We start from the raw sequence: 18,992 nt of genomic DNA, 5'->3' as shown, positions 1-18,992 counted from the left end.
CTGTTCCGGGCCCGCCGTCGTTCTCTGGTGAGAGGTGCCTGCCGTTACGAGGCGGCGGCCACCGGGAACCGATCCCACACCCGGTGCCGGCTCAGCAGCGTGACCAGGCCCGGAACGATTTCTTCCGGTGATTCCACGAGGATGCCCGGGGCATCCTCCGGAATGCCGGACGCGCCCAGCACGCCTGCTCCGCTGCCCCAGGCCCCGAGTGCCTTGGAGTGGCGGTAGGCCTCGGTGAGCAGGATAGCCACGCGGGGATCAACCGCGGGGTGTCCGGCAGGGTTGCCGGCCTTGGCATCAAGGCTGTCCACCGCATCCGTGCCGTACTCACCCGTGCCCGCAACAATGATGGCGTCGAACTCAGTGGAGCGCGCCGTCAGGTATGTGCGCTGCACGGGAATCTGGCCGCCAAGCATGCCGCCCTGCGGTGCGATGACAAGCGGCACCATGTCCGCCGCGTCTACGGCAGCACGGATCCGGGCCAGGGCGGCCAGGTCGGTGCTTCCGTCAGCGAGGATCCCGATGATGCGGCCGTCAACCGGCCAGGTGCCTCCGACCTGCTGGAGGGCAGGGCTCGGGTCGGCCTCTTCAACCTTCAGCGTGGGCGCCGGGGCCGGGAGGCCCAGGCCGGCGGCAACCTCCGCACAGAGCCGCTCGTCGATGTTGGCGAGCGCCTGGAGCTGGCGGACCTTGATGTTCTCCTCGTAGCACTTGCCGAGTTCGAAGGTGTACGCCTGGATGACGTGGTCCTGTTCCACCGGAGTCAGCGAGCGGAAGAACTGGCGCGGCTGGCTGTAGTGGTCGTCGAAGGTTGCCGGGTTCTCCCGGACCTTGCGTGACTTGGCCACCGGGGCGGGCACATCGATGAAGGCACCCATGTCTGCTCCGGCCAGGAACGGGCAGCCGCCGTCCAGGGAATTCGGCTGGTAGGGGGCCGTTCCGCTGTGCACTGCGTCCTGGTGGAAGCCGTCGCGGAGCATGTCGTTGACCGGTGCGTGCGGCCGGTTGATGGGAATCTGGGCGAAGTTCGGTCCGCCCAGCCGGGTGAGCTGGGTATCGATGTAGGAGAAAAGACGGCCCTGCAGCAGCGGGTCGTTGGTCACGTCGATGCCCGGGACCAGGTGTCCGGGATGGAATGCCACCTGCTCCGTCTCGGCGAAGAAGTTGGTGACGTTACGGTTCAGCGTCATGGTGCCGATGATCTGCACCGGGGCCAGTTCTTCGGGGACGATCTTCGTCGGGTCCAGCAGGTCGATGCCCTCGAACATCTCGTCCTCGGTGTCCGGGAACACCTGGACGCCCAGGTCCCATTCCGGATAGGCGCCGGCCTCGATGGCATCCGCGAGGTCCCGGCGGTGGAAGTCCGGATCCATGCCGTTGATGATCTGTGCTTCTTCCCAGACCAGCGAGTGCACGCCCAGCCGCGGCTTCCAGTGGAACTTGACCAGTGAGGTCTCGCCCTTGGCGTTGACTACCCGGAAGGTGTGGACGCCAAAGCCTTCCATGGTGCGGTAGGAACGCGGGATGCCACGGTCGGACATGTTCCAGATGGTGTGGTGCTGGGCCTCGGTGTGCAGCGAGACGAAGTCCCAGAAGGTATCGTGCGCGCTCTGCGCCTGCGGGATTTCACGGTCGGGATGCGGCTTGCCGGCATGGATGACGTCCGGGAACTTGATGGCGTCCTGGATGAAGAAGACCGGGATGTTGTTGCCCACCAGGTCGAAGGTTCCCTCATCCGTGTAGAACTTGGTGGCGAACCCGCGGGTATCCCGGACGGCGTCAGCGGACCCCCTGGATCCCAGCACGGTGGAAAAACGGACAAAAACCGGGGTCTGGGCATCGCGTGCCAGGAAACCTGCCCGGGTGATACCTTCAGCTGCTCCGTTGGCGACAAAGACGCCGTGCGCTGCCGCGCCGCGGGCGTGGACAACACGCTCGGGGATGCGCTCATGGTCGAAGTGCGTGATCTTTTCCCGCAGGTGGTGGTCCTGGAGGAGAACCGGCCCGCGCGGTCCGGCCTTGAGGGAATGGTCGGTGTCCCGCAGTCGGGCACCCTGGGCGGTGGTCAGGTATCGACCCGACTGGGCATTGGACGTCTTGGGTGCTCCGGTGGGGACGCCGGTCGGTGAGACGGTCTCAGGACCGTCCTGGTCCGCCTTGGGCGGCAGCGGGTCGTGCGGTTCGGTTGGTTCTGCGAGTGAGGGCTGCTGCGGCGCCGGGGCGCCGGGGATCGGAAGTCCGTTGGCTGATGTGCTCTGATCTGACATGTGGCCTCCATCTGGTGGAACTTTTCGCCGCGCCTGGGGCGCAGCTCCAAAAACAGCGTACCGAAAAAATAGTAAGGCTACTTAACAAGCAGCCGGAAACACCGCCGCAAACGCAAAGAACGGATCTGCCTGTGGGGGGTACAGGCAGATCCGTCCTCTGTGGGGATTCGTCCCCTACCGTCCCGGCTTCCCAGCCCCGCAGGGCTTCCGTGGCCGGAACGGACGTTTTGTTTCCGCAGCCAAGTGCGGAAGTGCTGTGGCGGTACTACTCCCAGAGACAGTCCGCCCAGGCGGCGTCCCTCAGATAGTCCCTGGCCGGCCCGACGCTCCAAAGTTCACCGCGCGACTCGACGTAGCCCATGCCCCGCATGTCCTCTACGGTCTCCTCATCGCAGCCCAGGGCCGACCCCAGGTCTTTGTCGTCAGCAGCCAGAACTACTTCATTCCAATCCGACACAGCGACCCCCTCTTTCTCCTCGACGACTTCCCTCCGGTCCACCGGGAGAATCAGTGCTTGTCCAGGAGCATGGCTTCGCGCTCTGTGCTCCAGGTCCGGGCATACAGGCCCATGGCCGCTTCCTCTCGCAGGGACAGGCCCAGCCGGTTCAGGAGCATGTGTGCCTGATAGACCGTCAGGTGCTGGGCACTGCGGCTGACACGCGCCTTGTCCGCCCGGTAGAGGTAGGTATCCATGGTGCGGAACCAGCGCCGCCGCCAGTTTTCGACTGCAGATTCGGCGGCTGTGGCTGCCATCAGTCGGTGGGTCGGCATGACCTTCGCGCCCACCTGGACCGTCATGGCCTGACGGACACTCGCGGCCCGCGGGCCAAAGCCGGCAGTGCAGCTGCGCAGGTGGCTGTCCCAGTAATAGTCCCAGGACAGCCTGCGGCGGTCGGGCCAGCTGGAGGCCCGGGGACCCTTCATCATGCTGCGGGCCGAATCGAAGAGCAGCAGCGAGCCCAGCGCCCACCGGTTCTGCACCTTGGGGAACCGGGCCGTTGCCCAGGTACCCAGATCGGATGACAGCTCAAAGACTTCCTCAGCCAGGGCCAGTCCTTCGACTCCGCCGTACTTCGCCAGATCAGCTTCGATCCGGGGATCCTGCTGCTCCATTCCGCCCGGGCTCAGCCGGTCGCAGGCCGGGTCCCCGAAGGCGTGGGTCACGCTGAGGTGGCCGATGACGCCGCTGGCCTGCTCCTGGAGCGCGCCGAGGAGGGACTTCAGCCGGTCCAGGGTCTCCTGGGGTGCCAGCACCTTCATGCGTACGTGGGCGTTTGCAGGCTCAGAGCAGCGGGTGTAGAACCACCGCTGCGCCCCCCATAGCTGGGCCTGCGCCGCCAGCGGGGTAACCAGTTCTCCAATGATGCCGTCCGCTACATCGAAGCCGCCGGTATAGATGGATAGTGTCCACCAATGAGTGCTTGCATTAGTTCGCGAGGCGTTTCGAACTGCTGTTAGCTGGCTCATGGCGTTCTTCCTCCGGGTTCAAGTCTGGTTACCACCGCTGGGGCGGGTCTATATGTATTGCTGGTTGGTTCATCCCCCAAATGAGGGGCCTAGATTAGAACCATTCCCAGCTCTTGATGGAAACCGGTGCAGTTGCCTTCTTCATGGTCGTATCCCCTCTTTTGGTTCGGCTGGTTGCACAGCCGGTCGTGTTTGACTCCGAAAGCTTCCCCCGGGCCGGAAGGGTGTGTCCACCGTTACCAATTTCAGCTTCCTGTCATGTCCGGTTGGTGCCCCTGAGCCCTTTTGCGCGTTCACCGCAGAGCCCGAAATAGCCCGCAGACTAGCGGAAATCGACGTTTTGGGTACCGAACTACCGGGCTAAGGTGGAGAATGGCATTAAGCTGTCATGTCACTCTCTTCGGGTTCCAATTTTGGGGGCTCAGGGCGTTGCCCGGAGGCCGGCAGTTCATGGGGCATCAGGTGCGCGCCGGACCCATACCGGCTGTCCCCAGCACCGCAGTTGTAGGAGGAGAATTGCTGGATCAGGTGTCGGTTGAGGTGTACCGTTACGCGGTCTCCCACCCGGGTTGGACCCCTGCTGAAGCCTCGGACGCGCTGGGGTACACAAGCCGCGCCATCGACCGGGCAGTGGATGAGCTGCGTTCCCGCTGCCTGCTCTTCTCCGAGGGCCCCAACAGCCCCGTTTACACCGCGGTCTCCCCGGACGTGGCACTGGCCGAACTGGTAGACCCCGACGAACGCGAAATGCTGGAACTCCGCGCCCGCATTGGTGCCAAGCGGCGGGAGCTGGCAAGCCTGGTGCCCACCTTCGCCGAAGCGCGCCGGCAGGTTGCCGCAGACGCCTCGGTTGAAGTGCTCGAGGACCCGGAGCAGGTGCAGCGGGTGCTCATTGAGTACGGGCGCTCAGCTTCGGAAAGCGTCCTGATAGCCCGGCCGGGGCACGGTTCCAATGCGGACTTCCAGGAGGAAAGCGTGCAGAAGGACCTTGCCCTGCTGCGGGCCGGCGTAAAACGGCAGACCCTCTACCATTCCAGCACGCGGGACCATGTACCCACCTGCAAGGCCGTGGAGCGGATCAGTGAAGCCGGCGGTGAGTTCCGGACCCTGCCCTACGTTCCTATGCGCACGCTCATTTTTGATGACAAGGTTGCCGTGGTGGCACGCCAGCTGCACACCTACGACAGGGCGGGCCTGGTCATCCGCGACCCAAACCTCATCGGCCTGTTCACCAAGCTTTTTGAGTTCGCCTGGAGCCTTGCGGAGCCTTTCCTGGCCGATGATCCCGGCAAGGCCGGCCTCACGAGCACGCAGCGGTCCGTCCTGGCCGGACTTGCTGCCGGGCACTCTGATGAGGTCATAGCCCGCCGGGTTGGCATCAGCGTGCGGACCTGCCGCCGGCACATTGCCTGGATGCTGGAGGAGCTCAAGGCCGAAAGCCGCTTCCAGGCCGGAATCAAGGCTCACAAGGCAGGTTGGATCTAGAAAACTTGTGTTGCTTACCGGTCAACCTGAGTGCCATGATGTGGCATGACTTTTGAGGAAACCACGGGGGCAGTGCTGACCCCGGAAGCACAGGTGGCCCTCGACCGGGCCACGGGCTCGGCACACCGCCACCACGACCTCCTGTCTGACCGCGCGTTCCACATCAAGCAGTCGGCCGTCCGGGATGTCTTCGACATTTCCATCCAGCCCGGGCTCATCTCCCTGGCCGGAGGCAGTCCCTACCTGCAGGAACTGCCGCTGGACGGGCTTGCCGACGCAACGGCGTCGATCATCCGCAGCCAGGGCCTGGCGGCCCTCCAGTACGGTCCCGGCCAGGGACTCGCCGAGCTGCGCGAACTGGCGTGCGAGGTGATGGCAGCCGAAGGCATCCTGAACGCCGATCCGGCGGACGTCGTCATCACCACCGGTTCGCAGTCCGGCCAGGACGTGGCCGCGAAGGTCTTCTGCAACCCCGGAGACGTCGTACTCTGCGAGGACCCCACGTATGTGGGTGCGCTGAACGCCTTCGAATCCTACGAAGTCGATATCCAGCCGGTCGCCATGGACGCGGAGGGGCTCATTCCCGAGGCGCTCCGTGAGCGGATCAGCTCGCTGCGCGCGGCTGGCAAGACCATCAAGATGCTCTACACGATCCCCAGCTTCAACAACCCCAGCGGCATCACGCTCTCCAACAGCCGCCGGGACGAAGTGGTGCGGATCTGCCGCGAGAACAACATCCTGGTGCTCGAAGACAATCCGTACGGACTGCTCCGGTTCGACGGGGAGCCGCTGGCCCCGCTGCGGGCTTCGCACCCGGAGGACGTCCTGTATCTGGGCTCGTTCTCCAAGATTTTTGCGCCCGGCATGCGCCTGGGCTGGGCCCTTGTCCCGAAGCACCTGTTCCGCCGGTTCTATCTGGCCTGCGAGGCCGTGGTGCTGTGCCCCTCGCCCCTGACCCAGATGATCACCGCAGCGTACCTGCGCGATTTTGACTGGATGGGCCGAGTTAGGGATTCACGCCGCCTCTATGCGGGCCGCTGCGCAGCGATGCTGGCTGCGCTGCAGGAAGAGATGCCCGACGGCGTGAGCTGGACGGTGCCGGACGGCGGCTTCTTTGTCTGGCTGAGCCTGCCGGAGGGAATCGACACCTATCCGCTGCTCGCTGAGGCCATCGAAGCCGGAACGGTGTTCATTCCCGGCACGGCCTTCACGCCGGGCGATGAGCCCAGTTCCAAGCTGCGGCTGGCGTTCAGCGCGGTCTCCGAACAGGACATCGCTGAAGGCGTGCGGCGGCTGGCTCCCGTTATTCGGCGGGCATTGAAAGCAGCCGGCGCGTCCTAGCCTGGGACGCCGGCGTCCCGGTAGCTACTTCCGGCGCCTGCGGTCGAAGAGGGGCACCACAATCACGAACAGCAGTGCCATGATCGCCAGCCGCCAGAGCATGCCCAGGTTCGGGAACAGGATGATCAGCAGGCTGGACACAATGAAGGCCCCCACCAGGATCCAGGCCGTCCGCTTCCAGTCGATCTGGGGTCCGCCCCCGCGGTTTCCGGGTCCGGGATTCATAGCCATGCTGCTCCGATCGTTGGTTCCCTTATCGAGCCTAGTCCAGAAGGAGGGCCGGTTCCTCCAGGATGGCCGCCACATCGGCCATGAACCGCGCTGAAAGGTCACCGTCCACCACGCGGTGGTCGAACGACCCGCCAAGGGTAGTGATCCAGCGCGGGATGACTTCGCCGTCCAGCACCCACGGCTTCTGCTTGATCGTTCCGAAAGCGACGATGGCAACCTCGCCCGGGTTAATGATCGGTGTGCCCGTGTCGATGCCAAGGGCACCGATATTGGTGATGGTGAGCGTGCCGCCGCGCATGTCCGCGGGCGGCGTCTTGCCGGCCCGTGCCGTTGTGGCCAGTTCGTTCAGGGCTCCGGCCAGTTCCTTCAGTGAAAGGTCCTGGGCATCCTTGATGTTGGGAACCATCAGGCCGCGCGGCGTGGCCGCGGCAATGCCGAGGTTCATGAAGTGCTTGACGTGGATTTCGTCCTCCGCCCAGGTTGCGTTGACGGAAGGGTTCCGGGCGGCAGCCCAGATGACGGCCTTGGCCAGGATCAGCAGCGGCGAAACCTTGATGCCCTCGAAGTCGCGGGAGGCCTTGAGCCGCTTGACGAATTCCATGGTGCGCGAGGCGTCAACGTCCACGAAGATGCTTACGTGCGGGGCGCTGAAGGCACTGTCCACCATGGCCTTCGCAGTGGCCTTGCGGACCCCCTTCACGGGAATGCGCTCGATCCGGCCTTCCTGCGGCTTGCTGGACGGCGACCAGAAGGTATCTGCCGAGTCGACTTCCGACTCGCGCTGGGCCTGGTAGCTGATCAAGTCCTGCTTGGTGACCTCGCCGCCCGCGCCGGTGGCCGGGACGTCGGCAAGGTTGATGCCGAGGTCCTTGGCGGCCTTGCGGACCGGCGGTTTGGCCAGCACGCGCTGGATGAGCTGGTTGAAACGGTCCTGCACTGCCGCACCAGCTGCCGCCACGGCTGCGCCGCGCGGATCCGGCCGAGCCGATGCCCGGGGCGCAGGAGCATCCGGAGCTGCGGCAGGTGCTGCGCTCGGGGCTGCGGCAGGTGCTGCGCTCGGGGCTGCGGCGGATGCTGCCTGGCCGGGAACTGTCCGGTTCCGGCGCGGACGCCGGCGGACGGCGTCGGCCTTCGGGCCGGTTCCGGTCAGCGACGCCGACGGCGGGCCGTCGCCGGAAGCCGGGGCCGCCGTAGCCTTTTCCGCTTTTTCGGGCGCCTTCGCCGACGCCTTTTTGCTGCCTCCGGCCGGTGCCACCCGGAAGATGGGCGTGCCCACTTCCACGGTGGTGCCTTCCTCGGCCAGGATCCCGCTGACGGTACCGGCAAACGGTGAAGGCAGTTCCACGAGCGACTTCGCGGTCTCGATCTCGACGATCACGTCATTGATGGCAACCGTGTCGCCTTCCTTGACCCGCCACTGGACGATCTCGGCCTCGGTAAGGCCTTCCCCGACGTCGGGCAGTTTGAATGTTTTCTCAGTCATGGCATCTCGATCTGGCGTTGGCCGGCGGACCGGCGGCGGAAGCTGTGGGCAGGGGCTCTGTCAGTAGGAGAACACGGTGTCCAGGGCATCCAGGAGCCGGTCTATGTCCGGCAGGTAGTGCTCCTCGACGGCGGCAACGGGATAGGGCATGTGGAACCCGCCCACGCGCAGGACGGGCGCTTCCAGGTGCAGGAAGGCGCGCTCGGCCACCCGGGAGGCGATTTCTCCGCCGATCCCGCCGAAGGTCGGGGCCTCGTGCGTCACGATCAGGCGGCCGGTGCGCCGCACCGATTCAGTAACGGTGTCAAAGTCGATGGGGGAGATGGAGCGCAGATCGATGACCTCGACGCTCCGCCCGTCCTCGGCGGCGGCCTCTGCGGCCGCCAGCGCCACAGGAACCAGCGGCCCGTAGGCGACGATGGTGGCGTCGGTTCCGGTCCGCAGCACCTGGGCCGTGAACGGGTCGCCGGACGGCGCGGAGGTGTCCACCTCGCCCTTCAACCAGTAGCGGCGCTTGGGTTCAAAGACGATCACCGGATCCTTGCCCTGCATGGCCTGCTGGATCATCCAGTAGCCGTCCTGCGGGTTCGAGGGGGCGAGGATGCGCAGCCCTGCCGTGTGGGCGAAGAGCGCTTCCGGGGACTCCGAATGGTGCTCGATCGATCCGATACCCCCGCCGTAGGGGATCCGGATGACAACCGGGGCGCTCAGGGCACCCTCGCTGCGGGAGTGCATCTTGGCCAGCTGCGTGGTGATCTGGTTGAACCCCGGGAAGACGAAGCCGTCGAACTGGATTTCGCAGACCGGCCGGTAACCGCGCAGCGCCAGGCCGATCGCGGTGCCGATGATGCCGGACTCCGCAAGCGGGGTGTCCATGACACGGTCGGTTCCGAACTCGGCCTGCAGCCCTTCGGTAATGCGGTAGACGCCGCCAAGCGCCCCGATATCCTCGCCCATCAGCAGGGTCTTGGGATCAGCTGCCAGGCCTGCGCGCAGGCCGGCGTTGATGGCCTTGGCCATGGTCATGGTGCTCATGCGCCGTCCTCTTCGTCGGTGTCAGTGGCGGACCCTGCGTCGGCGAAGCCGTCCTCGTAGGCCTTGTGGAAGGCCAGTTCCTCCGCGATCAGCGGGTGGGGTTCGGCGTAGACATCCGCGAACGAGTCAGCGAACGACGGCGGTTCCATCGCCTGCACATCCGAGCGCAGCTGGGCCGCCAGTTCGTCTGCCTCGGCGGTGAGGGATGCGAAGAAGGCATCATCACCGGCGCCGGTGGCACGCAGGTGCTTTTCGAGGCGGGTGAGCGGGTCGCGGCCGATCCATGCCTCCTCGTCGGCGGAGAGGCGGTACTTGGTGGGGTCATCCGCGGTGGTGTGGGCGCTCATCCGGTAGGTGAAGGCTTCAATGAGCACCGGGCCGTTGCCGCTGCGGGCGTGTTCAAGCGCCCACCGGGTCACGGCATGGACCGCCAGGACGTCGTTGCCGTCCACCCGGATGCCCGGGAATCCGTAGCCCTGGGCGCGGTTGGCCAGCGGAATACGGGACTGCACTTCGGTGGGAACCGAGATGGCCCAGTGGTTGTTCTGGCAGAAGAAGACCACGGGGGCGTCGTAGGAGGCGGCGAAGACCATCGACTCGTGGACGTCGCCTTCAGAGCTGGCTCCGTCGCCGAAGTAGGCAACCGCGGCACCGGCCGGGGAGGACGCATCGGCGGCGTTGTCCCGGGCCATGCCCATGGCGTAGCCAACAGCGTGCGGGACCTGGGCTGCCAGTACCAGGGTGTAGAGGTGGAAGTTTGATTCACGCGGGTCCCAACCGCCGTGGGAAATTCCGCGGAACCGCCGCAGCAGATGGGACAGCTTCAGGCCGCGGGTCAGCGCGACGCCGTGCTCACGGTAGGTGGGGAAGACGTAGTCCTGGGCGGCCAGTGCACGCCCGGAACCGATCTGCGCGCCTTCCTGTCCGGTGAGCGGAACCCACATCACCAGTTCACCCTGGCGCTGCAGGGCCGTAGCTTCCGTATCGAAGCGGCGAATGAGGAACATATCCCGGTAGAAGGAGCGCAGGGCTTCGCCGTCGACGTCTTCGGCGTACCGGCCGTACAGCTCGTGTCCGATGCGCTCCCCTTCCGGGGTCAGCAGCTGAACCATGCCGTCCGGTGAGCTGCCGGGGGCAGGCACCAACGTCTCATTCAGCGCCGTCGAATCGAATTCGGTGGCGGGCAAGTGCTCCAGGGCCATACCTCTCCTCGCCGGGGAGGACTTTATGGTCCAGCCCCCGCTAGAAATATGCCACTGCAGGAATATGTACCCCTGGTGGCATATATGTGGAAGTTACTTCCCACAGCCTAGCGAGGGCCGGGGCCCCGAAAGCACTCAGGACACGCTAGGAAACCCGTGGGCCTTTTGTATAGGTTGCACATAAAGCGAGGAACCGGCTGTTGGCTTCCTCCTCGCCGATGGTGACCCGCATCCCCTCGGTTCCGAAGGCGCGTACTGCCAACGCCTGCTGCTCCGCCAGCACTGCAAACTCGGGGGTATTCTCCCCCAAATCCAGCCAGACGAAGTTGCCTTCTGCCTGAGGAATGGACCATCCCAGCGCCTGCAGGCCTTCGACTACGCGGGTCCTTTCGGCGACCAGCGCTTGTATTCTTTCCACAAGTTCGCCGTGGTGCTTCAGGGAGGCGATTGCCGCCTGTTCGGCGATCTGGGAGACGGCGAAGGGCACTGCGGTGACGCGCAGGTACTGCGTCAGGTGCGGATGGGAAATGGAATAGCCCACCCGGAGCCCTGCCAGGCCCGCACCCTTGGAGAAGGTGCGCAGCACCACTGCGTTCTGGTGGCGGCGGTAGATCTCAACACCGTTGACGGCGTCCGGATCACGCACGAAGTCCTCATAGGCTTCGTCAATCACCACAATCACGTCCGAGGGGACCTTCGCCAGGAATCCCTCCACTTCGTCCGTGCTCAGCACCGGGCCGGTGGGGTTGTTCGGGGTGCACAGCAGGACCATCCTGGTCCGGTCCGTGACTGCGGCCGCCATTGCGTCCAGGTCATGGCGTCCGTCGGCGAGCAGCGGCACCTGCACGCTGCGGGCTCCGGACAGCCCTACTGAAATGGGGTAGGCCTCGAAGGAGCGCCACGGGTAAATGACCTCGTCTTGGGTGCCGTCTTCCCGCTGCCCGGCGAAGGTGGCCAGGAGCTGGTTCAGCGCTCCAAGGCTTCCGCCGCCGGTCACGATGTCTTCGGCGGGAACATCCAGGAAAGAGGCCAGTTCCGTCCGCAGCGCCGTTGCCAGCGGATCGGGATAGCGGTTTACGTTCGGGTGGGCAGCTATGGCTTCCAGGACTGAAGGCAGCGGCGGAAAGGGGTTCTCATTCGAGGAAAGCTTGTAGCTCTCCAGCCCTTCAATTGCCACAGGGGGCTTTCCGGCAGCGTAGCGCGGCAGCCGGTCAACGACCGGGCGCGGGCTGATTCCGGACGCCTGGCCTGCCACAGCACTGGTGTCATTCTCGGTAGTGGTCATGGCTTAAGACTAGTCCGGATTTCCGGGTGCCTATGTGACGTGACGCACAGGGCAGTTCGGGGCCGAAGCGGTCCGGCGCTTGGGTGGGCGCCGCCGCTGTGCCAGCATTAGGGCATGCGCCTAGTGCTGAGAGTCCTGATCAATGCCCTCGCCCTGTGGGTTGCCGCGTGGGCGCTGCCCGGGATCGCGGTGGGAGAAGCCGGTACGCCGGCCACCGGTAACACCACTCTGGACATTGTGCTGGCGTACCTCTTCATCGGCTTGGTGTTCGGAGTCGTGAACGCCCTGGTGCGCCCCATAGTCCGGCTGCTTGCCCTTCCGCTCACCATCCTGACCCTCGGTCTCTTCACGGTGATCATCAATGCCGCCATGCTGATGCTCACGGCCTGGCTCACCAGCTTCACGCCGGTGCATTTCGAGATTGATTCCTTCTTCTGGACGGCAATCTTCGCCTCGATCATCATCTCCCTGGTGTCCCTGGTGGCGGGGTCGCTCGCCGGCACCCGCCGCTAGTCCCCGTCTGAACTCACCGTACGGGGCGATACCGGCCCGGGCGCCGGACCGGGAAGGCTGTTCGGCACTACCCGCAGCGGCGGCCTGCGGTGCCGGCGCCTGAAACGGTAGAGCTCGCGGGTAGCAATACCGCCCGCCCCCACCACAGCGCCGACCCCCGACAGGGATGCGCGAAGGGACGGGTCTTCACTGGCATCCGCCGCCGCAGCTCCCTCCAGATAGACGGGCAGCTTGTGGGCCGGGCCCAGCCCGTTGTCCCCGGCGAGTACCGGAACGTTGTCAGTCAGCGTCATGGTCACCCGGTTGAATGCGTCCGGATTCGAGGTACCGTCGGCGCCGGGCACCCAGTCCTGTGCATGTTCCAGATGCAGCGCCTGAATCTCGGGCGGGATCTCGGCATCGCCGGCCGGGGCTCCTGCAGTGAGAACATAACGGACATCCAGTCCTGCTGTTTCCTGAAGGTAACCCGCGGCGCGGGAGGCGTGAATGCCTCCCTGGCTGTAACCGACGAGGATGACTGAGTCACCTGCTTCGGCCTGGGCCTGCCGCAGCGCCTCTGCCACAGCAGCCGCGACGAACCGGCTTTCGGCCGCCCGGCCTTCAGCGTTGCCGTAGTTGTCGAACGGGTTCTCCCCCGCCCTCCCGGGGCCCGGCTGTGTTCCCGGAAGTGTCACCACAAAGACCTTCCCCCGCCCGGTGCTTCCGTCCGCCGCTTCCAGGCGCAGCACTTCCACCACACCGGGATCATCCTCACGCAGCAGGACGGCACTCCGCTCCAGCAGCCCGGCCGCGGTTCCGGAGACCGGGACCAATCCCCCCGCACCGTGTGCAGACTCAACCTTTTCCACGTTGATCTCGCTGAGCGCGCGGTGTCCGCCGAACAGCCCGGCCATGGTGAGCAGTGCGGGAGTGTCCACGAACCGCAGGGGAAGGGACTCGACCCACCGCAGCTTCGGGAATCCGCCCGGACCGGCGTCCAGAAGCGCCAGGCCCAGCGGCAGCAGCCCGGGAAGTCCGGCAAGGCGCTCGGCACGCCCCTCGGCGTCGCGGTAGTTGGCGGCTGCAGTCCGCAGCCCCGAGGCCGCATCACGGGCCGCTTCCGTACAGGCTCGTAGGAGGAAAACAGCACGGTCAAGCTCCACCCTGGCAGTTTCGGCCGCATGGGCAGGCTGCATCCGGCTCCAGGCTGTTTCCTCCGCGCACAGCCGCTGCAGGTCTGCGCCAATTTCCCGCAGGGTTCCGGCGATGGCTTCCAGCCGCGCTGCCCGGATCTCCAGCGCGTCGAACTCCACCAGAATGCTGTTCGGCCCGCCGCGGACCGTATAGGCAGGCGGTGGCAGCGGACACGTGCCGTTCATTCCGGCCACCCCCACTCCCCCAGCTGTTCGGCCGCGGAAACCACACGGCGCGCAGACGCTGCCCGCTCCAGGGCCTCCCGGCACGCGGCCAATTCAAGTACCAGGGCATACACCTGCTCCCGGAAAGCCGTGCCCGCCGTGGACCGCCACTGCTCTTCGTCCCTGTTCCCCAGTTCACGCTGCAAGCTGCCCAGCTCCGCTGCATGCTCCTCCAAAGCCTCCGCCGTTTCCGCGGCCCTCAGTGCCTGGGCCGCTGTCTCCCCGCCTGCCACACCTGCTCCTTCATGCACCGCCGGACCAGAGCCTCCGGGTGAGGCGGCACCTGCCGCCCACCGGAAAGGCAACTCTAGGCAGCCCGCACACGTGCCGGCGCCGCCTCCTCCCGCACAGGGGAAACCAGCACTTCACCGGAGCGTTGTGGAGGGTAGCTGGAACGTCCTGTCATGGAATCGGCCCCGGCGCGGGACCGTGGAAGAATTGCCCCATGGCCGATTCTTCTTCCGCACCCCGCGTCTCCCTTGCCTCCGTGACCCCCGCCATCGCGCTGGGCCCACTGGACGGCCGGTACCGCTCCGCGACCGCACCTCTGGTCGACTACCTCTCCGAGGCTGCGCTGAACCGCGACCGCACTCACGTTGAGGTCGAGTGGCTGATCCACCTCACCTCCAACTCCGTCCTGCCGGGCACCTCGCCCCTGACCGCGGAACAGCAGGCCGCACTGCGGGAAATCGTGTCCGGCTTCGACGGCAACTCCGTCAACGAACTGGCGGAAATCGAGCAGGTCACCGTTCATGACGTAAAGGCCGTGGAGTACTACATTGGCCGCCGGCTGGCCACGATCGGCATTGAGGACCTCACCGCGCTGGTGCACTTCGGCTGCACGTCGGAAGACATCAACAACCTCTCCTACGCCCTGGGCGTCAAGGGCGCGGTGGAGAACGTCTGGCTGCCTGCCGCACGGAAGATGGTGGCCCAGATCGCCGCCATGGCAGAAGAAACCCGCGCCGTTCCCATGCTCTCCCGGACCCACGGCCAGCCCGCCACCCCCACCACCCTGGGCAAGGAACTGGCCGTCACGGTACACCGCCTGACCCGCCAGCTGGACCGCGTAGCCGGCACCGAATTCCTGGGCAAGATCAACGGGGCCACCGGCACCTACGCGGCGCACTACGCGTCCGTTCCGGGCGCCGACTGGCAGCAGGTGGCAAAGTCCTTCGTCGAGGGCCTTGGCCTGACCTGGAACCCGCTCACCACCCAGATCGAGTCGCACGACTGGCAGGCCGAGCTGTACGCGGACATGGCCCGCTTCAACCGGATCCTGCACAACTTCTGCACGGATGTGTGGAGCTACATCTCCATCGGCTACTTCGCCCAGGTCCCCGTCGCAGGCGCCACCGGCTCCTCCACCATGCCGCACAAGGTGAACCCGATCCGCTTCGAGAACGCCGAGGCGAACCTGGAGATCTCCAACGGCCTGCTGGACACCCTGGCTTCCACCCTGGTGACCTCCCGCTGGCAGCGCGACCTCACTGACTCCTCCTCGCAGCGGAACATCGGCGTCGCGTTCGGCCACTCCCTGCTGGCGATCTCCAACGTGGCGAAGGGCCTGGAGCGGCTGAACGTTGCAGAGGATGTCCTAGCAGCAGACCTGGACACCAACTGGGAAGTCCTTGGCGAAGCGATCCAGATGGTCATGCGCGCCGAGGCCATCGCCGGCGCACCGGGCATGGAAAACCCGTACGAGCGGCTGAAGGAACTCACCCGGGGACACCGTGTGGACGCCGAGCGCATGAAGGAATTCGTTTCCGGGCTGGGCCTGCCCGCCGAGGCCGAGGCACGCCTGCTTGCGCTCACCCCGGCGAAGTACATCGGCATCGCCGAGAACCTCGTGGACCACCTGCAGAAGTAGGACTCCACACCAAACAACGACGGCGGGAGGCCGGGTTTCAAACCCGGCCTCCCGCCGTCGTTGTTCTGCGGTTTCTAGTCCGCAGCGGCCAGCTGCCCGCAGGCGCCGTCAATTTCCTTGCCGCGGGTATCGCGGACCGTGGTGGGAACGCCGGCGTCGATCAGGGTGTCGATGAACTCCTGGATCACCTCGGGTTCCGGGGAGGTCCAGATGGAACCCGGGGTCGGGTTCAGCGGAATCGGGTTCACGTGGACCCAGCCGCGGCCGCGGGAGTTGAGCTTCTTGGCCAGCAGCGCAGCGCGCCACGGGTGGTCGTTCATGTCCTTGATCAGTGCGTACTCGATGGAGACACGGCGGCCGGTGACGCGGTAGTAGTTGTACGCGGCGTCGAGGGCCTCGTCCACCTTCCAGCGGCTGTTCACCGGGATCAGGTCATCACGCAGTTCATCATCCGGTGCGTGCAGGCTCAGCGCGAACGTGACCGGAATGTTCTCCTCGGCCAGCTTCTTGATGGCCGGCACCAGGCCCACCGTGGAGACCGTGATGTTGCGGGCGCTCATGCCCAAGCCCTCGGGAGCTTCGGCGGCCATGCGGTGCACGGCGTTCATCACGCGCTTGTAGTTGGCCAGCGGTTCACCCATGCCCATAAAGACGATGTTGGTGACGCGCTCGGCGTCGTGCCCGCCGTCGCGGCGCTTGCCGCCCAGCCCGCCTTCAGCGATGACCCGGTTGGCCTGGACAATCTGGTCCAGGATTTCCGCGGCAGACATGTTGCGGGTCAGGCCCGCCTGGCCGGTGGCGCAGAACGGGCAGTTCATGCCGCAGCCGCACTGGCTGGAAACACAAAGCGTGATCCGGCCGGGGTAGCGCATCAGCACTGATTCAACGAGCGAGCCGTCGAACAGCCGCCAGAGGAACTTGATGGTGTCGCCCTTGTCCGTCGTCAGGCGCTTCACCTCGGTGAGCAGGGTCGGGAACATCTCCTTGACCAGCTCGTCGCGGCGCTCCTTGGGGAGGTCGCTCATCTTCTCGGGGTCCGTGGTGTAGTGCTGGAAGTAGTGCACCGAGAGCTGCTTGGCGCGGAACGCGGGCAGGCCCAGGGACTTGAGCTTCTCCTGGCGTTCGGCAAGCGTCAGGTCGGCCAGGTGTTCCGGCGGCTGTGACACACGCGGGGACTTGAACTGCAGCAGGGGGCGGCCGTCTGGCTCTTTGGCCTGCTCCCAGCCTTCGGTTGCGGGACGTACCTGCGGCTTGTCGCCGGATACGCTCAGGGCAGCTGGGGAAGTTTTGGGGGAAGTCATCCCTTCCATTTTTGCATGCCTTCGCGAATCGTGTATTTGGCTTAGCCCAGTTCTCACACAGCGGAAACACGGCCGAAATCCGGTCTTCGTAGATTGAGGTGAACCAGTCCCGCAGGCCCAGGAGGTTCACGTGTTCCCGCTTCCCCCGAACCTTTCCATCCGTGAGGTGCCCTGGTCCAACCCGGTGGGCGCTGACCTGCGGAGGGCCCAGCAGGCTGAACTGGATTCCCGCTACGGGCGCCCGGACCACGACCCTTCTCCGCCTACCGAAGCGGACACGGCGGTGTTCGTGATCGCCTACGAACGAAGCTCGGGACAGCCGCTGGGGTGTGGGGGGCTCCGGCGGCTGGACCGTTCCACGGCGGAAATCAAGCGGATCTATGTGCTGCCCTATGCGCGCGGCTCAGGCATAGCGACCGCGATCCTGTCCTCGCTGGAGTTCCGGGCCCGTGCCGCAGGGTTCGGCGCGGTTACTGCGGAGGCGGGCTCGGCCCAGACCGACGGGAAGCGGTTTTATGCACAGGCGGGGTATGCCGAGGTGCCGAATTTCGGGCCGTACGAGGATCTGCCGCTTTCCATGTGTTTTGCGAAGGTGATCGAACCCGGCGTGCGTTCAACGGAGCTGAGTGCATCCTTTAGGAACTTTTAGCCGGCTTCGAGGGGGCGGGAGTGCCCGTGCGGCGGCAGCGGAATAATGGGTGAGGTCCTCCGCTGGTACTCGGCGTAGGCCGGGTAGCGGCCGGCGGAAATGCTCTCGGTGAACACCGTGGACCCGGCAAAAAGCAGGGTCAGCAGCACGGGTCCGGCGAGTGTCCAGTGCAGCCAGGAACCGGAGGCAGCTACGGCGAAACCGTAGAACAGCCACCACTGGGCCTGTTCGAAGAAGAAGTTCGGGTGGCGCGAATACCGGAAAAGCCCGGTCTGTACAAAACCCCGTCCGGCTTCCCTGCCGGCCGCCCGTTCAGCCTTTTTCCATTGCTGGTAGTTCCACTGCTGCTGGTCCGCGGTGGTCTCCCCCGCCAGGGCGGCCAGGAAAAGCCCAGCGAGCACCCAGTCCCAGGCGCTGAGCGGTCCCGGGCTCTGGAACACCGTCAGCGCCGGAAGCGTCATCAGCCAGATGATCACGTTCTGGTAGATGCTGATAAACCCCAGGTTGAACAGCTGGAACTGCCACGGCCGCAGCCGGCCGCGCAGGATCGCCCACCGGTAGTCTTCCCCGCCGGGCGCATAGCCTCCCTTGCGGGCAAAGTTGAAGGTCAGCCGGCCGCCCCACAGAGTCACCAACACAGCCATAAGCACCAGCCGTGACTCGAAGCCCGACGCCGCCGCGAAGACCCAGACGTAGGCCACGGGGACGATCGACCAGATCCGGTCCGTCCAGGAGTATTCCCGGGTGATCAGGGACAGGATCCACGTTGCGGCGGTGACCGCCAGGAAGATCCACAGGCACACACGAACCGGGTCCATCCTTGGAGGATACGGCTCGTGTGGCCCGGGCGGGAGCCCCGGCCTGGCTGACTGCGGCCAAAGGCCCGGACCCGGACCTTGAGGACTTAGTAGTCGATGCGCGACGCCGCTGCGGTCCAGGCGTCAAACGGGGCGTTGCGGGTGTCCCCGGGCAGCTGGTCAACGGGCATCGAGCGCTCCTCGACGGGAGTCTCAAAGTATTCGTAGAAGACGGCATCGTCGAAGCCGGCTGCAGCGGCGTCGTGCCGGTCCGCTGCGTAGACCACCCGGTCAATGCGTGCCCACAGCGCCGAGGCCAGGCACATGGGGCAGGGCTCGCAGCTCGTGTAGAGCACCGCGCCGCTGAGGTCGAAGGTCTCCAGCGCAGCGCATGCGTTGCGGATGGCCGTGACTTCCGCGTGCGCGGTGGGGTCGTTATTAGCGGTAACCCGGTTCACGCCGTCGAACGCCTGGCCGTCCGCGGTAACGATGACGGCGCCGAACGGTCCGCCATTGTCTGCGACGTTGGCGGTGGCCAGCTCGATGGCCCGGGAAAGGTATGCGGCGTCTGAATTCATGGGTGCTGCCCCCTGCGATCTTGGCCCCAGCGGTCTCTCCGGCCGGGAAATGCCAGGTAGTTAGCACCGGCCGGTGCCCGCCTTCGCAGAA

Annotated in this window: 18 protein-coding genes; 5 read left to right on the top strand and 13 right to left on the bottom strand. The window is 65.8% G+C overall.

Annotated elements, in window-relative coordinates; all coding sequences use genetic code 11:
- Window positions 1-44: 44 nt before the first annotated feature.
- The 3 genes from ABFX29_RS04865 to ABFX29_RS04855 all read right to left on the bottom strand — a co-directional run bounded on the left by ABFX29_RS04865 (window position 45) and on the right by ABFX29_RS04855 (window position 3,734).
- Entirely contained in the window at window positions 45-2,267 is a 2,223-nt protein-coding gene (locus ABFX29_RS04865; protein WP_152225339.1) for a catalase, read from the bottom strand.
- A gap of 265 nt (window positions 2,268-2,532) precedes the next feature.
- On the bottom strand, window positions 2,533-2,724 hold the full coding sequence (locus ABFX29_RS04860) for a hypothetical protein (protein WP_152225337.1): 192 nt from the start codon (window positions 2,722-2,724) through the stop codon (window positions 2,533-2,535).
- A 50-nt stretch (window positions 2,725-2,774) separates the two neighbouring features.
- Window positions 2,775-3,734, bottom strand: coding sequence for a lantibiotic dehydratase C-terminal domain-containing protein (locus ABFX29_RS04855; protein ID WP_152225335.1), 960 nt, complete (start codon window positions 3,732-3,734; stop codon window positions 2,775-2,777).
- A 516-nt stretch (window positions 3,735-4,250) separates the two neighbouring features.
- Here ABFX29_RS04855 and ABFX29_RS04850 point away from each other — a divergent pair.
- Together ABFX29_RS04850 and ABFX29_RS04845 are read left to right on the top strand one after the other, a co-directional pair.
- Window positions 4,251-5,219 carry a helix-turn-helix domain-containing protein gene (locus ABFX29_RS04850; RefSeq protein ID WP_152225333.1) on the top strand — a complete coding sequence of 323 codons (969 nt, stop codon included), beginning with the start codon at window positions 4,251-4,253 and terminating at the stop codon, window positions 5,217-5,219.
- A gap of 45 nt (window positions 5,220-5,264) precedes the next feature.
- Window positions 5,265-6,560: an aminotransferase-like domain-containing protein gene (locus tag ABFX29_RS04845; protein WP_152225331.1), complete on the top strand. Its 1,296-nt coding sequence runs from the start codon at window positions 5,265-5,267 to the stop codon at window positions 6,558-6,560.
- 24 nt (window positions 6,561-6,584) lie between these two features.
- On the opposite strand, the gene ABFX29_RS04840 is transcribed toward ABFX29_RS04845, so the two are convergent.
- From ABFX29_RS04840 to ABFX29_RS04820, 5 genes are all read right to left on the bottom strand, one after another.
- Entirely contained in the window at window positions 6,585-6,791 is a 207-nt protein-coding gene (locus ABFX29_RS04840) for a hypothetical protein (RefSeq protein WP_152225328.1), read from the bottom strand.
- A 31-nt stretch (window positions 6,792-6,822) separates the two neighbouring features.
- Window positions 6,823-8,274: a dihydrolipoamide acetyltransferase family protein gene (locus tag ABFX29_RS04835; protein WP_152225327.1), complete on the bottom strand. Its 1,452-nt coding sequence runs from the start codon at window positions 8,272-8,274 to the stop codon at window positions 6,823-6,825.
- 60 nt (window positions 8,275-8,334) lie between these two features.
- Window positions 8,335-9,309, bottom strand: a complete 975-nt coding sequence (locus tag ABFX29_RS04830; RefSeq protein WP_152225325.1) for an alpha-ketoacid dehydrogenase subunit beta — start codon at window positions 9,307-9,309, stop codon at window positions 8,335-8,337.
- Window positions 9,306-10,511, bottom strand: coding sequence for a pyruvate dehydrogenase (acetyl-transferring) E1 component subunit alpha (gene pdhA, locus ABFX29_RS04825; RefSeq protein WP_152225323.1), 1,206 nt, complete (start codon window positions 10,509-10,511; stop codon window positions 9,306-9,308). Before pdhA ends, ABFX29_RS04830 begins: the two co-directional genes overlap by 4 nt.
- Before the next feature lie 145 nt (window positions 10,512-10,656).
- Window positions 10,657-11,796 (bottom strand): histidinol-phosphate transaminase, encoded by a 1,140-nt coding sequence (locus tag ABFX29_RS04820; RefSeq protein WP_152225321.1) that lies wholly within the window; start codon window positions 11,794-11,796, stop codon window positions 10,657-10,659.
- 114 nt (window positions 11,797-11,910) lie between these two features.
- Here ABFX29_RS04820 and ABFX29_RS04815 point away from each other — a divergent pair, with 114 nt between their 5' ends.
- Complete coding sequence (locus tag ABFX29_RS04815; RefSeq protein ID WP_152225319.1) at window positions 11,911-12,309, top strand: phage holin family protein; 399 nt, start codon at window positions 11,911-11,913, stop codon at window positions 12,307-12,309.
- Here ABFX29_RS04815 and ABFX29_RS04810 read toward each other — a convergent pair.
- Complete coding sequence (locus ABFX29_RS04810; protein WP_152225317.1) at window positions 12,306-13,667, bottom strand: hypothetical protein; 1,362 nt, start codon at window positions 13,665-13,667, stop codon at window positions 12,306-12,308. The two genes, ABFX29_RS04815 and ABFX29_RS04810, sit on opposite strands and share 4 nt — an antisense overlap.
- Entirely contained in the window at window positions 13,664-13,939 is a 276-nt protein-coding gene (locus ABFX29_RS04805) for a hypothetical protein (RefSeq protein ID WP_152225315.1), read from the bottom strand. Before ABFX29_RS04805 ends, ABFX29_RS04810 begins: the two co-directional genes overlap by 4 nt.
- Before the next feature lie 212 nt (window positions 13,940-14,151).
- On the opposite strand from ABFX29_RS04805, the gene purB reads away from it, so the two are divergent.
- Window positions 14,152-15,576 (top strand): adenylosuccinate lyase, encoded by a 1,425-nt coding sequence (gene purB / locus ABFX29_RS04800; protein ID WP_152225313.1) that lies wholly within the window; start codon window positions 14,152-14,154, stop codon window positions 15,574-15,576.
- Window positions 15,577-15,650: 74 nt separating this feature from the next.
- On the opposite strand, the gene rlmN is transcribed toward purB, so the two are convergent.
- Window positions 15,651-16,877, bottom strand: a complete 1,227-nt coding sequence (gene rlmN / locus ABFX29_RS04795) for a dual-specificity RNA methyltransferase RlmN (RefSeq protein WP_152225311.1) — start codon at window positions 16,875-16,877, stop codon at window positions 15,651-15,653.
- 130 nt (window positions 16,878-17,007) lie between these two features.
- Between rlmN and ABFX29_RS04790 the strand changes: the two genes are divergently transcribed.
- Window positions 17,008-17,526, top strand: coding sequence for a GNAT family N-acetyltransferase (locus ABFX29_RS04790; protein WP_152225309.1), 519 nt, complete (start codon window positions 17,008-17,010; stop codon window positions 17,524-17,526).
- Here ABFX29_RS04790 and ABFX29_RS04785 read toward each other — a convergent pair.
- Together ABFX29_RS04785 and ABFX29_RS04780 are read right to left on the bottom strand one after the other, a co-directional pair.
- The gene (locus ABFX29_RS04785) at window positions 17,523-18,344 is read right to left on the bottom strand and encodes a DUF1295 domain-containing protein (RefSeq protein ID WP_152225307.1); all 822 of its coding nucleotides are present in this window, start codon (window positions 18,342-18,344) and stop codon (window positions 17,523-17,525) included. The two genes, ABFX29_RS04790 and ABFX29_RS04785, sit on opposite strands and share 4 nt — an antisense overlap.
- 86 nt (window positions 18,345-18,430) lie before the next feature.
- Window positions 18,431-18,901 carry a nucleoside deaminase gene (locus tag ABFX29_RS04780; protein ID WP_152225305.1) on the bottom strand — a complete coding sequence of 157 codons (471 nt, stop codon included), beginning with the start codon at window positions 18,899-18,901 and terminating at the stop codon, window positions 18,431-18,433.
- Window positions 18,902-18,992: the final 91 nt, after the last annotated feature.

Source organism: Arthrobacter gandavensis (assembly GCF_039528575.1).
In the GTDB taxonomy this organism is placed as follows: domain Bacteria; phylum Actinomycetota; class Actinomycetes; order Actinomycetales; family Micrococcaceae; genus Arthrobacter_B; species Arthrobacter_B citreus_B.
This window is presented reverse-complemented; position numbering and strand designations above follow the sequence as displayed.

Excerpts from the sequence above, each read along its gene's own strand:
- rlmN (WP_152225311.1), bottom strand. The coding sequence starts at position 16,877 with ATGACTTCCCCCAAAACTTCCCCAGCTGCCCTGAGCGTATCCGGCGAC.
- purB (WP_152225313.1), top strand. The coding sequence starts at position 14,152 with ATGGCCGATTCTTCTTCCGCACCCCGCGTCTCCCTTGCCTCCGTGACC.
- ABFX29_RS04830 (WP_152225325.1), bottom strand. The coding sequence starts at position 9,309 with ATGAGCACCATGACCATGGCCAAGGCCATCAACGCCGGCCTGCGCGCA.
- ABFX29_RS04840 (WP_152225328.1), bottom strand. The coding sequence starts at position 6,791 with ATGGCTATGAATCCCGGACCCGGAAACCGCGGGGGCGGACCCCAGATC.
- ABFX29_RS04865 (WP_152225339.1), bottom strand. The coding sequence starts at position 2,267 with ATGTCAGATCAGAGCACATCAGCCAACGGACTTCCGATCCCCGGCGCC.
- ABFX29_RS04820 (WP_152225321.1), bottom strand. The coding sequence starts at position 11,796 with ATGACCACTACCGAGAATGACACCAGTGCTGTGGCAGGCCAGGCGTCC.
- pdhA (WP_152225323.1), bottom strand. The coding sequence starts at position 10,511 with ATGGCCCTGGAGCACTTGCCCGCCACCGAATTCGATTCGACGGCGCTG.
- ABFX29_RS04785 (WP_152225307.1), bottom strand. The coding sequence starts at position 18,344 with ATGGACCCGGTTCGTGTGTGCCTGTGGATCTTCCTGGCGGTCACCGCC.
- ABFX29_RS04810 (WP_152225317.1), bottom strand. The coding sequence starts at position 13,667 with ATGAACGGCACGTGTCCGCTGCCACCGCCTGCCTATACGGTCCGCGGC.
- ABFX29_RS04835 (WP_152225327.1), bottom strand. The coding sequence starts at position 8,274 with ATGACTGAGAAAACATTCAAACTGCCCGACGTCGGGGAAGGCCTTACC.
- ABFX29_RS04780 (WP_152225305.1), bottom strand. The coding sequence starts at position 18,901 with ATGAATTCAGACGCCGCATACCTTTCCCGGGCCATCGAGCTGGCCACC.
- ABFX29_RS04845 (WP_152225331.1), top strand. The coding sequence starts at position 5,265 with ATGACTTTTGAGGAAACCACGGGGGCAGTGCTGACCCCGGAAGCACAG.
- ABFX29_RS04855 (WP_152225335.1), bottom strand. The coding sequence starts at position 3,734 with ATGAGCCAGCTAACAGCAGTTCGAAACGCCTCGCGAACTAATGCAAGC.
- ABFX29_RS04815 (WP_152225319.1), top strand. The coding sequence starts at position 11,911 with ATGCGCCTAGTGCTGAGAGTCCTGATCAATGCCCTCGCCCTGTGGGTT.